The sequence below is a fragment of the Providencia sp. PROV116 genome (assembly GCF_028482485.1).
Lineage (GTDB): Bacteria > Pseudomonadota > Gammaproteobacteria > Enterobacterales > Enterobacteriaceae > Providencia > Providencia rettgeri.
The window spans coordinates 74,560-89,753 of the sequence record NZ_JAMPQO010000024.1; the positions used below are offsets into that span (position 1 = coordinate 74,560).

At 40.2% G+C, this 15,194-nt stretch carries 11 protein-coding genes and 1 pseudogene; 7 read left to right on the top strand and 5 right to left on the bottom strand.

Translation table 11 applies throughout. From position 1 onward, the window contains the following. Positions 1-71: 71 nt before the first annotated feature. A complete protein-coding gene (locus PSE72_RS16610) occupies positions 72-1,598 on the bottom strand; it encodes an MASE1 domain-containing sensor histidine kinase (protein ID WP_109911465.1) in 1,527 nt (508 codons plus the stop codon). A 7-nt stretch (positions 1,599-1,605) separates the two neighbouring features. Next, positions 1,606-2,232 carry a response regulator transcription factor gene (locus tag PSE72_RS16615; protein ID WP_004912735.1) on the bottom strand — a complete coding sequence of 209 codons (627 nt, stop codon included), beginning with the start codon at positions 2,230-2,232 and terminating at the stop codon, positions 1,606-1,608. A 1,111-nt stretch (positions 2,233-3,343) separates the two neighbouring features. Between PSE72_RS16615 and PSE72_RS16620 the strand changes: the two genes are divergently transcribed. From PSE72_RS16620 to glnB, 5 genes and pseudogenes are all read left to right on the top strand, one after another. Beyond that, the gene (locus tag PSE72_RS16620; protein WP_004912732.1) at positions 3,344-4,783 is read left to right on the top strand and encodes a sensor histidine kinase; all 1,440 of its coding nucleotides are present in this window, start codon (positions 3,344-3,346) and stop codon (positions 4,781-4,783) included. Then, positions 4,783-5,613 (top strand): two-component system QseEF-associated lipoprotein QseG, encoded by an 831-nt coding sequence (gene qseG, locus PSE72_RS16625; RefSeq protein ID WP_115166963.1) that lies wholly within the window; start codon positions 4,783-4,785, stop codon positions 5,611-5,613. Before PSE72_RS16620 ends, qseG begins: the two co-directional genes overlap by 1 nt. After that, positions 5,610-6,949, top strand: a pseudogene (glrR, locus tag PSE72_RS16630) (two-component system response regulator GlrR). The gene qseG and the pseudogene glrR overlap by 4 nt, the downstream one beginning before the upstream one ends. Before the next feature lie 88 nt (positions 6,950-7,037). Continuing rightward, entirely contained in the window at positions 7,038-8,660 is a 1,623-nt protein-coding gene (locus PSE72_RS16635; RefSeq protein WP_004912723.1) for an NAD+ synthase, read from the top strand. Between the two features lie 12 nt (positions 8,661-8,672). Continuing rightward, positions 8,673-9,011 (top strand): nitrogen regulatory protein P-II, encoded by a 339-nt coding sequence (gene glnB, locus PSE72_RS16640; protein ID WP_004912721.1) that lies wholly within the window; start codon positions 8,673-8,675, stop codon positions 9,009-9,011. A gap of 188 nt (positions 9,012-9,199) precedes the next feature. Here the strand turns inward: glnB and hmpA are convergent, their stop codons facing one another. Next, positions 9,200-10,399, bottom strand: a complete 1,200-nt coding sequence (gene hmpA, locus PSE72_RS16645; RefSeq protein WP_004912719.1) for an NO-inducible flavohemoprotein — start codon at positions 10,397-10,399, stop codon at positions 9,200-9,202. Positions 10,400-10,861: 462 nt separating this feature from the next. Here hmpA and glyA point away from each other — a divergent pair, with 462 nt between their 5' ends. Further along, positions 10,862-12,115 (top strand): serine hydroxymethyltransferase, encoded by a 1,254-nt coding sequence (glyA, locus tag PSE72_RS16650; protein ID WP_004912718.1) that lies wholly within the window; start codon positions 10,862-10,864, stop codon positions 12,113-12,115. A gap of 81 nt (positions 12,116-12,196) precedes the next feature. Continuing rightward, a complete protein-coding gene (locus PSE72_RS16655; RefSeq protein WP_115166964.1) occupies positions 12,197-13,348 on the top strand; it encodes a 3-phenylpropionate MFS transporter in 1,152 nt (383 codons plus the stop codon). 39 nt (positions 13,349-13,387) lie between these two features. Here PSE72_RS16655 and PSE72_RS16660 read toward each other — a convergent pair whose 3' ends face one another. Further along, complete coding sequence (locus PSE72_RS16660) at positions 13,388-14,092, bottom strand: fimbrial biogenesis chaperone (RefSeq protein WP_213942768.1); 705 nt, start codon at positions 14,090-14,092, stop codon at positions 13,388-13,390. 13 nt (positions 14,093-14,105) lie between these two features. Next, positions 14,106-15,185 (bottom strand): fimbrial protein, encoded by a 1,080-nt coding sequence (locus tag PSE72_RS16665; protein ID WP_004912706.1) that lies wholly within the window; start codon positions 15,183-15,185, stop codon positions 14,106-14,108. Between the last annotated feature and the right edge of the window lie 9 nt (positions 15,186-15,194).

The window sequence follows — 15,194 nt, forward strand, 5'->3', positions numbered from 1 at the left end:
GTTTTTAACAAAAAGGATGAGAGAAGGTATTAGAGGGCTAGGAATTATTCCTAGTTTTGCGATGTTTTATCTTAAAATGTGGGCAAGTTAACACTTATTTGTGTTCCGTTTTGGGTTGTTAATGTCCAATCACCACCTAAGGCTCGAACTCGCTCCTCAATACCGCGCAACCCAAAGCCACTAGTGCGTTTGCTAAATGGAATGCCGACGCCATTATCATTAACAACAAGCTGGATCGAGTCACCTATTTGCTTAAGAGATATGTGGATTTGTGTGGCTTTTGCATGTTTACTGATATTGTTAAGTAACTCTTGGACGAGGCGATAAAGCGTAAACAACACTGTTTCATTGATCGGTGTTGTTTGTAAGCCATAATGAAAGTGGCATTGAATATTATTCTGTGGAAAAGAAAATTCAGCAATTAAGTGTGTTAGTGCATTTTCAAGCGACATTTCATCTAACACAGGAGGGCGCAACTGGCGCAATAATTGCCGCGTAGATTGATGAATTTGTTGCGCTAATTCATTTATTTGACTTGCTGCTTGGTGGCTGATGTCATCTGTTGCTGTTTTTTTCACTAACATCGACTGAATTTGAATCGCGGTGATATTTTGCCCAATTTCATCATGCAGCTCACGGGCAATCGCTTTTTTGATATCTTCTTCGGTATGCACGAGCTGCAACATTAAGTCGCGCCGTGTTTTTAGTTCTTCTTCTAAGCGTTGGCGATAACGTTGTAGGTTACTCGCCAGCTGTTTTTGTCGGCTAATTGCTATCCCAAGGCCAATACCAATTAAGGCTTGAGTGCTGAGAAACATTTCTAATTCTTCTAAATCAGCAAATGCACCGTGAAATTGCCGAGCAAAAGTAATGATTAAACTACCTAATAATGCAGAAAGTACGCCACCTTGCCAGCCATAACGATAAGCCATAAAAACGTTAGGAATAAACACCAGTAAGACAATTAATCGTTCAATTTCGGGAGCAAAAAATACTTGGGCGCTGAGCCCAACGACACAAAATAGAAAACACCAAACAATTAAAGAGGTTCGTAATTGCTTATCTGGCGTCCCATAATCAAGGAGCATTTGGTAGTGCTGTTCGTGTAGATATTCATAAATAAGGTAAACAAAAGGAGAAAGCAGTATCCCTCCGGTGAATGTTGTTAGGAATAATTGGCTAATGGAATAAGATGATAACCCACTGAATAATAAAGCATGTAATACACTATTTGCCGCAACGCCTGCGAGTAATAATAATAACCGCTGCCAATATAACGTATAACGCCACCAGATATTTTGAATAACAAAAGCAACACCGAGACTTAATAACGGTGATAACAGTAAAATAGGTTGGAAGAGAAGTTGCTCTGATGATAACCAAAAATTTAATATCCCTTCGCTAAGTAGCAGTGTTGGCCAGTAGCGTCGCCAAAGGATAATCATCAATGCTAGGCGTAAGCCTTGCGGCAGAAATAAAGTTGCCTGAAAACTGTTTTGACTTAAATAAAAGCCGATGATCCACAACCCAATCCATAACAGCGAATAAGTAAAAAATAAGAAGATGGATTGCAGCGTTAACCGTAAGCTTTTATTCATGCCTAAATTACCGTGAAATTAGATTATGTTCTAGCGCGTAGTGAACAAGGTCGATGGTATTTTCGCATTGCAATTTGCCTAATATATTTGCGCGGTGAACGTGCACGGTTTTATGGCTTAATTCAAGTTGCTCTGCGATCACTTTTACACTCAAGCCAGCAACTAATAAATCAAATACTTCCCGTTCCCGAGGTGTCAATTCATGTAGGCTTTGCTGTTGTTGAGGTGAGTGGCGTAGTGCTCGCATAGCATCGGCACATAAGTAGCAGCCGCCTTGGTGGACAGAGCGAACCGCTTGCACTAACTCTTCAGGGCCACAACGTTTAGTTAAATACGCGCTGGCTCCCGCATCTAAAGCACTTTGCACAAAGGCTGGGGTATCATAAATGCTCAATATAATGGTGCGAAAATCAGGTTTTTTTTGACGTAAACGTGATAAAAGCTGTAAACCGTTTTCATCTGGCATCGATATATCCATGATGGCGACATCGATATCCAAATTAAGCAAATTAGGCCAAGCTTCTTGGGCATTCGCATATTGCCCAACAACAGAAATATCGGGTTCCAGTGTTAAAAGTTGAGCGAAACCAGAACGCACAACCACGTGGTCATCAACTAAAGCGATTTTTATCATATTTTTTATCAATTTGATGAGTAGGGTATTGGGAAATCTTATATCAATATCGAGAAAGATTAGCTACCAGCAGAATGTAAAATTCTGCTGTTCATCCATAATGACGAGCAATTTTTTTATTGGGGTAAAATTTTCACGCAAACTTATTCATATTGAATAATAAATGACCAAAAAACAAGGTGTATAAAAATAGCGACAGACGCCACTTTGGGGTGTCGCCAAAAGGAGACATTTATCTTATTGATAAATATAGATTTATAAATTTGATGTTTAGGGTGTCTTAAATTAGCGACAATATTGAGAAAGAGATAAACCGTTTCAGTGTATCCAGAATCATTGAATAGACGGTAAAAAATAAATTGTCTTATTTTTTAATGTATTAAAAAATAAATTGAAAAGTTGGCACGGCATGTGCATAATTATATTCAGTTGCTCATTCAACTTCTTATGTAGGTCCAAAATTAGTTGGGTACATACCACATAAACCAAGAATGACGCCAAAGTAAGGTGCCTACCGTCCAACAGCACAGATATTCGCCTTAGGGCCTTATCAAACACAGGGCGACACGTGGAGTGAGGCACCACCTATATAATTATCTTTAATGTAAAGACATAATTATATAAAAGTAGTAACCATCAGAGTAGTTGTTATCGCTGGCGGGGTAAAGGTAAGTCCTTTATCCCGCCTTCCTATTTTATGCCCACCATAATGCCCGTCATACTTTGAACCACAGCGTTGTTGGCTGCTCTCGTCTACCCGAATCACATACTTATAGAGATATCTTCACTTGGCGCCTAGCTGCAATCCGAATTATTTAGGGCATAGCTGAGTGTTTTATTTTTAAAGCAAAAACTAAAGAAAAGACGAAAGAATTCATTTAATAAGATCTATCGATTCTTTTATGCTTTCGTTTATGCGAAAAAGGAACATCCGGAGCGATGAACATACCTATCTGAAAATTATCATTTTTTACCAATTAAATTGGCACGTTCATTGCTTTTAGTTGTTACACTTAGTCTGATTTTAACGCTATGGGACACATAATTTGGATTGTGCTTTTCGCATGACAAAGAGTTCTGCTACCATTGCAATACGTTGAATGGGTATGAGATGAATGTATTGAGTAAATGGCGTTTTTTCCCGCGCTCCTTGCGCCAACTCGTTGTGATGGCATTTTGGCTTGTACTACTTCCTTTATTAGTACTCGCTTACCAGGCATATCAAAGTCTGGAGCAACTTAGTAACCAAGCTGCCAATATCAATAAAACCACGTTGCTTGACGCACGGCGTAGTGAAGTGATGAGTAGTCTCGCCTTAGAAATGGAACGGAGCTATCGTCAATATTGTGTGTTACAAGATCCCACCTTGCAAACGCAATATCAGAAACAGTTTGCAGATTATCAGCAAATGTTCGAGCGTCAGAAAACAATCTTACCCACTTCGTCAGACACCTCCGCATTGACTAACACTTTGGATGCACTTAAAACGGTCGCTTGTGAAAACAATGAGCCAACAGAAAAAATTACACGAGCTTTAGAACAGTTTTCTGCCGAAAATGCCTCATTAGTGCAAGAAACTCGTGATGTGATTTTTAGCCGTGGAGAACAGTTACAAAAAGCAATTGCGAATAAAGGTCAATTATTTGGCTGGCAGAGCTTAATTTTATTCTTATTAAGCGCTTTACTAGTTGCATTATTCACAAGGATGATTATTGGCCCAGTTAAAGCTATCGAACGAATGATTAACCGTCTTGGAACTGGACGCACGATAGCCAATAATATTGAGCGCTTTAAAGGCCCTAGGGAATTACGGACAATTGCGCAGCGTATTATTTGGTTAAGTGAGCGATTAGCATGGCTTGAATCACAGCGTCATGAATTTCTTCGCCATATTTCACATGAATTAAAAACACCTCTTGCAAGTATGCGTGAAGGAACGGAGTTACTTGCTGATGAGGTAGCTGGACCATTAACGGTGTCTCAAAAAGAAGTTGTAGAAATTTTGGATCACAGTAGTAAGCATCTTCAGCAACTTATTGAGCAATTACTTGACTATAATCGTAAGCTTGTAGATGACCCACCAGAAGCACAGATTGTTGATTTACAAAAGCTCATTGAAGATATCGTCAAAGCACATAACTTACCCGCACGGGCTAAAAACATCAAAACAGAAGTGCGTTTAAAAGTGGATAGCTGTTTAGCTGAACCCTCACTTCTTGGGCGAGTTATTGATAATATCTATTCCAATGCGGTGCACTATGGTGGCGAATCAGGTAATATTTGGATCTCTAGTCGCCAAACAGGCAATAAATTGCTAATTGAAGTTGCGAATACGGGTACGCCAATTCCTGAATCTGAGCAAAGCATGATTTTTGAACCTTTTTATCAAGGCTCATTACAAAGAAAAGGTGCTGTTAAAGGAAGTGGGCTAGGGCTAAGTATTGCGCAAGATTGTATTAAACAAATGGGGGGCGAGCTTTCTCTTGTTCCCACTAAATCAGCAGATGTCTGTTTTAGAATTGAACTGCCTCTAACCGCAGAGAATGAATAATGGTAAATCGGTCTACAGGTGTTTGGGCGGTACTTTACCGTAACGCATCGTTAAGTAAAAATAATCGAAGAGTACCTTATGTGATGAGACGTACAGGGCTCAATTTAGGGGCGGTCTTATTTTCCCTAATCTTAAGTGGATGTGTCGCTAAAAATGGCCAGTCACCGCTCGAAACTCTAGCGCAAGTCGTTGTGCCTGAGGTAAAAGTTACGGACTATCGGTATACATCATGTGAAACGATCTGGAACAATGACCAACCTACTGCACGGGAAAACGCGCTATTTTGGTTGCGAATGATGGATTGTGCCGATCGCACTGAAACCAGTCAAGCACGTGAGGAAGCAGGTAAAATCGAGGTAACAAACTGGTCGAGTGCATTTCAACAGAACATTTTGTTGAATTCTGCAGATCCGTCTATTGCTGAACGTCGCAAAATGCTGGATAGCATTAATACGTATAGTTTGAATTTTCCAACAGCAGTACGGCCATTATTGCAATTATGGCGTGAGCAACAGGTGCAAATTATCAACTTGTCAGATGCGGGGGCTCGTTATAAGCGCCTACAACAAGAAATGGATACAAAGCTCGACCGCTTGAAAGAAGATAATGCTAAATTGGCTTTCGAACTGAATACGACCTCCCGTAAGCTTGAAAACTTAACGGATATTGAACGTCAGCTTTCTTCTCGTAAGAAAAGCACGAACGAAACCGAAAAAGAGGTAGAAAATGGGGTTGAAGGAGATAAACCTATTTCCTCTGAAGAGCCAAAGCCTGATAGCAGCGCATCTTCTCCAGTAGAGCAAAATTCATCGGAGAATGAACAAAAATGACGAATCGTAAGTCAGCAAATTTGTTACTAGTTGACGATGACCCAAGTCTTCTGAAACTGTTAGGTATGCGTTTGAGTAGTGAAGGCTTTAAAGTCACTACCGCAGAGAGCGGCCCTGAAGCGCTAAAAATCTTACAAAAAGAAAAATTAGATTTAGTGATCAGTGACTTACGTATGGATGAAATGGATGGCATGGCGCTTTTCGATGAGATACAAAAAGCCCATCCAAACATGCCTGTCATTATATTAACAGCTCATGGCTCGATTCCTGATGCCGTCGCGGCAACACAACGAGGTGTATTTAGTTTTTAACTAAGCCAGTCGACAAAGACGCATTATATAAAGCGATTGATGAAGCACTCGCGCTCTCTTCAACACCCATAAGTGATGAAGAGTGGAGCTCTGGTATTGTCACACGTAGCCCCTTAATGATACGCCTGTTAGAACAAGCGCATATGGTGGCACAATCTGATGTTAGCGTATTGATTAACGGGCAAAGTGGTACAGGTAAAGAGGTTTTAGCGCAGGCGATTCATAAAGCTAGCCCTAGGGCGCGTAAGCCGTTTATTGCCATTAACTGTGGTGCACTACCTGAACAATTATTAGAGTCTGAACTATTTGGGCATGCAAAAGGTGCCTTTACTGGCGCAGTTAGTAATCGCGAAGGGTTATTCTTTGCAGCCAGTGGTGGGACGTTATTTTTAGATGAAATTGGTGATATGCCAATGCCATTGCAGGTTAAATTACTGCGGGTATTGCAAGAGCGCAAAGTTCGTCCTTTAGGTAGCAACCGTGATTTAGATATTGATGTACGTATTCTGTCTGCAACTCACCGTAACCTACCAAAAGCAATGGAAAAAAATGAGTTTCGTGAGGATCTTTACTATCGTTTAAATGTTGTCAACTTACGTATTCCTGCGTTAAATGAACGTTCAGAAGATATTCCATTATTAGCTAATCATCTATTGCGTGAAGCTGCATCACGTCATAAACCTTTCGTACGAAGTTTTTCCAGTGATGCAATGAAATGCTTAATAACAGCGAGCTGGCCGGGCAATGTCCGTCAATTAGTGAATGTGATTGAACAATGTGTTGCATTAACGACGTCTCCTGTTATAAGCGAAGCACTGGTTAGCCAAGCACTTCAAGGTGAAAATACGGCGCTACCAACATTTGTTGAAGCTCGCAATCAGTTCGAATTGAATTATTTACGTAAGTTATTACAAATGACGAAAGGAAATGTTACTCAAGCTGCCCGAATGGCAGGACGAAACCGTACAGAATTTTATAAATTACTTGGCCGTCATGATTTAGAAGCTAATGATTTTAAAGAATAAATAAGTATTATTTACCACATGGTTGTTATCGATTACATTATGTGGAATAAGGCAATTCATATTCACGCTCCGGGAGAAAAAGTACCTTATGAGCCGTAAGCTTAATATTTCACTAGCACAACTTAATTGGTTAGTCGGTGATATCGAAGGCAACTGCGATCGCATGCTGCAAGTTGTGAGTGAACAAGCACCAAACACAGATATTGTCATGTTTTCAGAGTTGTCTTTGACAGGGTATCCACCAGAAGATTTAATTTTCCGAGCTGATTTCGAGGACCGTTGTTTAGTACAACTCGACCGTTTGCAAAAAGCCAGCCAAGAAACGGCGATTATTGTTGGTCACCCATGGTATGAAGGGGATGATATCTATAATGCGCTGTCCTTTTTCTATCAAGGCAAATTGCACGCTCGCTATTTTAAACAAGAGTTGCCAAATTATGGTGTGTTTGATGAACCTCGTTATTTCACTGCAGATGAAAAATCCTGTGTTGTTGAATTTAAAGGTTATCAGCTCGGTTTATTAATTTGTGAAGATATTTGGTATGACGAGCCAGTAGATGCAGTCAAAGGGGCGGGTGCTGAAATATTATTAACCATCAATGCATCTCCTTATGATATTCATAAAGAACATATTCGAACCGACTTATTAGTCGAACATTGCAAACGCACTCATATGCCAATTGTGTATCTCAACCAAGTGGGTGGGCAAGATGAATTGGTGTTTGATGGTGGCTCAAAAGTCATTGCAAATAAAGGTAAACAAATCTTTAAATTGGCAGAATTTAAAGAGCAAGTTATCACAGTTCAATTTGATGAACTTGCATTGGTGAGCGAAGGTAGCGTATTTATTGAGAATGACCCAGTTGCTCAGGTATACCAAGCTTTAGTTATGTCAACTCGTGACTACATCAATAAAAATGGTTTTAATGGTGCAATTTTAGGGCTATCAGGCGGTATTGACTCAGGGCTAACGGTGGCTATTGCGGTTGATGCTATAGGGAAAGAGCATGTGCAAGCTGTCATGATGCCATTCCGCTATACTTCTGAAATGAGTATTCACGACGCTAAAGAGCAAGCTGATTTGCTTGGGGTTGAATTCGATATCGTATCCATCGAACCGATGTTTGATGCCTTTATGGCTCAGTTAACGCCGATGTTTGAAGGAACCGCGGTTGATACCACTGAGGAAAACTTACAAGCACGTTGCCGAGCGGTTATTTTAATGGCAATGTCAAATAAACGTCGTCGCTTAGTGTTGACTACCAGTAATAAAAGTGAATCTGCTGTTGGTTATTCAACATTATATGGCGATATGGCAGGTGGTTTTGATGTGTTAAAAGATGTGCCTAAAACCCTTGTTTTTGAGTTAGCTAAATATCGTAATACATTATCTCCAGCAATTCCTCAACGTGTGATTGATAGGCCACCGTCAGCAGAACTTGCTCCAGGGCAATTAGATCAAGACAGCTTGCCGCCTTATGATGTGTTAGATGCATTATTGGAAGGCTACGTGGAAAAAGACTTGTCAGTTAATGATTTAATCAAACTTGGTTTTGATAAAGACGTGGTACGAAAAGTTGTACGTCTTGTTGATATTAATGAATATAAACGCCGTCAGGCTCCTGTTGGGCCACGTATTACGATGCGTAATTTCGGTAAAGATCGCCGCTATCCGATCACCTCAGGTTTTGGCCGTAAAAACTGGTCATAACAGGAATTATTTATGAAAAAAATTGATGCAATTATAAAGCCATTCAAACTTGATGATGTTCGTGAAGCATTGGCTGAAGTGGGTATTACCGGAATGACGGTAACTGAAGTGAAAGGCTTTGGACGTCAAAAAGGGCATACTGAGCTTTACCGTGGTGCAGAGTATATGGTTGATTTTTTACCTAAGGTTAAAATTGAAATTGTTGTCCCTGATGACATTGTTGAAAACTGTGTCGAAACCATTATGCAAACGGCCCAAACGGGCAAAATTGGCGATGGGAAGATCTTTGTTTATGATGTAGCTCGAGTGATCCGTATTCGGACCGGTGAGCAAGATGAAGAAGCGATTTAATAAATTACGTTATGTGAAAAAGCGGTAACGGAAAATACACAGGAATGGGATTAGAATTGCGTATTTATTATGCGAGTCCGTTACCGCTAAATTTAGAAAAATGGCAAACACTTAACCATTTAAACCATTTTCTTCAGTTAATATGTTTCAGAGAATGCTCTTCTAAACAGAAGAGCATTTTTTATCCATTAATTGAGGGGTAATACTTTATGTGGTCCAAAACATTCATAGTGAATAGCATCGGCATCGACACCCATTGCAATTAGCTGTTTGCCTACGTGCTGCATAAAACCAACAGGGCCACAGAAATAGAATTGCATGTTCGGTTGCTCAATCCATTCACGTACCAATTCTAAATTCATTAAACCTTCATATTGGTAATCAAACCCGAGACGATCTTCCTCTCTTGGTTGATTAAACCAAATCGCAGATTGGCTGGTTTGTTGTTTTGCTAATAGTTGTTGAATTTCGTGCCTAAAGGCATGAACAGCACCATTTTCAGCGGCATGGAACCAATTAACTTGAGCATTGTGACCTTGTTCTGTTAGATGATTTAACATACTCAGCATTGGGGTTAAACCAACGCCTGCAGAGATCAAGGTAACAGGTGTCTGGCCATCAACATCAATGAAGAAATCACCACAGGGTGGGGCGAGTAGTACATGGTCACCTTCATTTAATTGTTGATGTAAGAAATTAGAAACTGAGCCTTGTTCTTCACGTTTTACTGCAATACGGTAGCTACGGCCATTAGGCGCAGTCGTCAGTGAGTATTGGCGGATTTCTTGGTTTTCAAATCCCTGGTTGTTGACATAAATAGTGATATATTGGCCTGGGCGGTAATCCGCGACAGGTTTCCCATCGACAGGTACGAATTCAAAACTGGTGATCACATCACTTTGGGGCTGTTTTTGTTTCAATTTAAATTCACGTAAACCTTCCCAGCCCCCAATTTTATCTGCATTCTCTTGGTAAATTACTGCTTCACGGCCAATAAAGATATCAGCTAAGACCCCGTAAGCTCTTCCCCAAGCATCAAGTACTTCTTGGCCTGGGCTAAGTAGTTCATCGATAGCCGCCAGTAAATTTTCCCCAACAATAGGGTAATGCTCAGGTTTGATATTTAAACTAACGTGTTTTTGGGCAATTTTTTCAACCGCTGAAATCAGTGCTTCAGGGGTTTCAATATTTACCGCATAAGCACAAATAGCGTTGAATAGAGCTTCACGTTGGTCGCCATTCATTTGGTGAGTCATGTTAAAAATATCTTTTAGTTCAGGGTGTTGTTTAAACATCCGATCATAAAAATGTGCGGTTAGTTTTGGCCCTGTTTCAGCAATGGCAGGAATGGTGGATTTAACAATGGCGATGGTTTGGCTATCTAGCATACAGGTGCTCCTGAATTATTTTCATGTTCTCATCGTAGTGATCGTAAGGCGTCAGTTTTTAGTTTTGTACAAACATATCCTTTTACATCATTGGGATAAGTATATTTCATCCCAATAAATCACTCTTTTTTGCGAGACATAAAGTTTATTTATAAACATGTATTTTAAATACAACTTATAATATTTAAGGTTTTATGTAAAGACTCAAACTGGGAAAATATGTCGGAATTAAGCACACAATGAGAAGGGGCTAGCAAATCTGGATGTTTCTACGTTAAAAATTAAAATTTAAGCTATTTTATAGTGGAGCCTTCAGAAGCAAATGAAGTGAAAAAAATTAATGCAATCGTTTGCGTATATTTTTTCTTTAGGGCTATCTCAAGAGAGAAAAAGAGTTTACACTGTGTGTCATTGCGATGAATCGATTTTCAACCTATTGAATTGCTGAGGCAGGAGAAGCGAATGTTAAAGCGTGAAATGAATATTGCTGACTACGATCCAAAATTATGGGAAGCAATGGAGCAAGAAGTACAACGTCAAGAAGAACACATTGAATTAATTGCTTCTGAAAACTATACCAGTCCACGAGTCATGCAGGCTCAAGGTTCTCAGCTAACCAATAAATATGCAGAAGGCTACCCAGGCAAACGCTACTATGGCGGTTGTGAGTATGTTGATGTGGTAGAACAATTAGCGATTGACCGTGCGAAAGAACTATTTGGTGCTGACTATGCGAATGTGCAACCACACTCAGGTTCACAAGCTAACGCTGCTGTTTACATGGCGTTATTACAGCCAGGTGATACTGTTCTGGGGATGAATCTGGCACATGGTGGTCACTTAACTCACGGTTCACCAGTTAACTTCTCAGGTAAACTGTACAACATCGTGCCTTATGGCATCGATGAAAGCGGTAAAATTGACTACGATGATATCAAAGCGCAAGCTGAAAAACATAAACCAAAAATGATTATCGGTGGTTTTTCTGCGTATTCAGGTGTGGTTGATTGGGCAAAAATGCGTGAAATCGCAGATGGCATTGGTGCTTATTTGTTCGTGGATATGGCTCACGTAGCAGGTTTGATTGCTGCTGGTGTTTATCCAAACCCAGTGCCTCATGCACATGTTGTGACGACAACAACACATAAAACTTTAGCAGGTCCACGTGGTGGATTAATTTTAGCTAAAGGTGGTGACGAAGAGTTATACAAAAAAATCAACTCAGCTGTATTCCCAGGTTCTCAAGGTGGCCCTTTAATGCATGTGATTGCAGGTAAAGCGGTTGCTCTGAAAGAAGCGATGGAACCAGAATTCAAAGTTTACCAACAACAAGTGGCTAAAAATGCCAAAGCAATGGTCGACGTTTTCCAAAAACGTGGCTATAAAGTCGTATCTGGTGGAACGGAAAACCATTTGTTCTTAGTGGATTTAGTAGACAAAGACATCACAGGTAAAGATGCAGATGCTGCACTAGGCCGTGCAAATATCACGGTTAACAAAAACAGTGTACCTAACGACCCTAAGAGCCCATTCGTAACGTCTGGTGTACGTATCGGTTCTCCTGCAATTACACGCCGCGGCTTTAAAGAAGCAGAAGCGAGTGAGCTAGCGGGCTGGATGTGTGATATCCTAGACAACCTCAATGACGAAGCGACCATTGAGAGCGTAAAACAAAAAGTATTAGCAATTTGCAAGAAATACCCAGTTTACGCATAATTTAAACGACAATTCGTGATTAAAACCCGCTTCTACATGCATGTATGAGCGGGTTTTTTGCATTGAAAAAACGGAGGGATGATGGTCATTCCATCAACGCGTTGGCTAGCCATTGATTATTTTACCTATTTTTTTGCCTACAGTATTTTCTTACCATTTTGGTCAGTTTGGCTACAAGGTGAGGGAATTGATGCAGAAATGATTGGTGTTTTGTTAGGGGTAGGGTTAGCAGCTCGTTTCCTTGGCGCGATGTTCATTACTCCTTTAGTTAAAGAGCCCTCGAAACTAATTACTGCACTACGTTTACTTGCAGGGCTTTCACTCATTTTCTCTGTTGGTTTTGCTTTGGGTTCTCATTGGGCATGGCTGCTATTTGTAATGATAGGCTTTAACTTATTTTTTGCACCAATGGTTCCGCTGGGAGATTCACTAGCGGGGACATGGCAGAAACAATTTACCTTTGACTACGGCAAAATTCGCGTCTGGGGTTCGATAGCATTTATTATTGGCTCCTCATTGATGGGATATTTAGCAGGTGTTTGGGGTAATAAAGCCATCATGGTGGCGTTGATAGTAAGCTGTTTAGCATTATTACTAGGCGCAATGCTGAAACCGGCAATTATGCCAATGGGAGCAGCGAAAATTGAAGGTGGCAATAAAGTCACTTTTAAACAGTTGATTGCCGATAAAAACGTCGTTAGGTTTTTAATTTGTGTGACCTTATTACAAGGGGCTCATGCGGCTTATTATGGTTTTGCTTCCCTATTTTGGAAAGAAGCCGGTTATTCAGATTTAGTGATCGGTAATTTATGGTCACTGGGTGTGGTCGCTGAAGTCATTGTATTTATGTTAAGTCACCGTTTATTCCGGCGTTGGAGTGCGCGTAATTTACTGCTGCTATCCGCATTTTGTGGAATTATCCGTTGGGGGTTGATGGGGGCGTTTACTGCATTACCTGTGTTAATTGTAGTGCAAATTCTTCACAGTGGGACTTTTACGATTTGTCATCTAGCGGCAATGCGCTTTATCAGCGCAAGAAAAGAAAATGAAATTATCCCATTACAAGGTGTTTACTCTGCCCTCGCAACTGGTGGTGGGTTAGCCGTCCTGACTATTATTGTGGGGTATATTTATGAGCGAGTGCCTGCTCATCATGGTGTAGTTTTCTATTTAATGGCGCTTCTTGCTGTTCCTGCTGTGTTTATCCGCCCTAAAGTTGTAGCTCAATCCTAGTATTTATCAACCAAGCTATAAAAGGGGTTAAACCTATTTTTATAGCTTGGTTTGGTACTGAATTTGTTTCCCTGTATCGTCAATATAAATCATTGTTATATTTTCTCCGTGATTAATGTCTGCGGTTGAAGAGAAAGTTTGTGATGAAAATGGCGCAACCATCGAACTTTTTGCAATAGAACGGCTTTCGTTATTAGCCAGATAAATATTCGCAATATTTAAAAAATAAGGAGTCGGGTTGTTGACGATAATACCGTCTTTAGCTAAATGAAATTGAATGTTTTTGATGGTATTGTCTGGCTTTTCCGTGAGGGTTGTAGGGCGATAAAAAACTTTAATCCGTGTTTGAATGGCAAACTGCAGCATATTTGCACTATTTATTTGTTTTGGCTTTGGCGCAATGTCTAATACATTTAAATAAAATACAGACTCTTTATTCGTAGGGAGCTTGTCGCCAATAAAACGTATTTGTAATTGAACCCCGTCATTTGCCGCGATTTTAGTGACGGGGGGGGGCACAATAAATGGCGCGTTCGTTGTTTCTGGTGTTGAATCGAGGTTACCTTCATCCACCCAACTTTGAGTCAATGTGGCTTGTTCACTGTAATTAGTCAGTTGAATCCCGACGGCCTTTTTATCGCTAGGAAAAATAATTCGTGTTCCTTGTAAAACAAGGCTCGCACATGCTTGGACGCTAAAAAATAGTAACGTAGCGAACCCTGTGATTTTAATTATTCCGTCCATAATATTTTCCTTTCTAATTGTATGACATTACTACGGTTGCAGTACTTGAGACTTGTCCTTGAGTGACACTACTTGGGTTGTATGCATGGTAATAAGCACCTAAGTTTACTGAAAAAGAAGGGGAAATCGGATTTCCTTTAAGGACAGTAAAAATATTTGTCGCGCCATTTTTAGCTGCTACGCTATCCGAAAGTACTAACGGTGTATTGAGATTGCTTGCGCTAACTAATCGGAAACCAACGCCTTTAGCACCTTGGCTAATGGTATTATTCAAGGTTGTTTTATCATTTGAGAGTAAATTACTACTGGATAAAAAAATAGATACATCACGAGAAGCATTACCGCCTGCTAAAAAGTCTTGGCAGGTAAAATTAAGCGTAAATGGCGTGTAGCCTGCTCTAGTTACAGTTTTCACCGCATTGATACTTACTGGGGGTAGTGCAACGACTAAACCTTGGTTAATGAAATTACAGGTAGTGAGAATGGGATTATAAGTTAAGGTAATTGGTTGTAAGTAGATGTCATCGGCACTGGTTGGCCATTGTAGCGTTAACAGAAAAGTGACTAATTTGACTACAATATCTAATAACCACTGTAGAATTCCCAAGCTGGATGCATCAGAGGCGAGTACAATAGGGGTAACTGTGGCGGTACTTCCTGATACTTCGACATAGTTGGTTCCGGGTTTGGCTGTGAGCAAATTAAATTGAACGGTAAAATTTGTATCGAGCTCACTACCTTGATGTATACCTTCCGTAAGGCCGACAACCCTATCTTTTTCTAATGCAGTGACTGTAATTGAGACAAATTGCTTTCCACCATTAAAACCAATAGTAGCGGTTCTGCCTTGGAAAGGGGATGCTATACCGATAGAGTTAGGAAAAAGCAATCCTCTCGCAGTACAGGTAAAAGTTCCAGGGTAGATGGTTCTGCTATTTTTACTAACTTGAGTCGATGTACTGGTAAGTTCTGTCGATAAATCAAAAGCAAGAGCGGGAGCCGTCACTGTAGATGTTTGTCTACAATGTGCTGAGGAATACTGGCTATAAGCCAATATACTGGAAAGCATCAGTGCTAAAGTAATTTTTTTCATCATGTTTTC